The 245-nt window shown below is 79.2% G+C and carries 1 pseudogene; it reads right to left on the reverse strand.

From position 1 onward, the window contains the following. Positions 1–2: 2 nt before the first annotated feature. A pseudogene (locus tag SM753_RS21550) lies at positions 3–245 on the reverse strand (hypothetical protein); the annotation flags it as partial.

The following is a 245-nucleotide window of genomic DNA, read 5'->3' on the forward strand; positions in this document are numbered from 1 at the left end:
CATTAAAAGCCCTCTGGCCCCTCGCCCTGGAGCTCCCGCTCCGGCTCCTCGCGTCCGCCGCCCTGCCCGCCGCGACCGCCGCGGCCCCCCCGACCGCCGGCGCCGGGCTGTCCGCCGGCGCCCGGCTGACCGCCCTGTCCGGGTCGCCCGCCGGGGCCGGGCGCCTGTCCGGTCTGTTCGTCGATCAGCTCCTCTTCGGTCTCGCGGCGGAGCTCGTCGGCGCGGTCGGCGACCTCCTCGGCCTG

The organism is Halostella sp. PRR32 (assembly GCF_034808085.1).
Classification (GTDB): domain Archaea; phylum Halobacteriota; class Halobacteria; order Halobacteriales; family Natronoarchaeaceae; genus Halostella; species Halostella pelagica.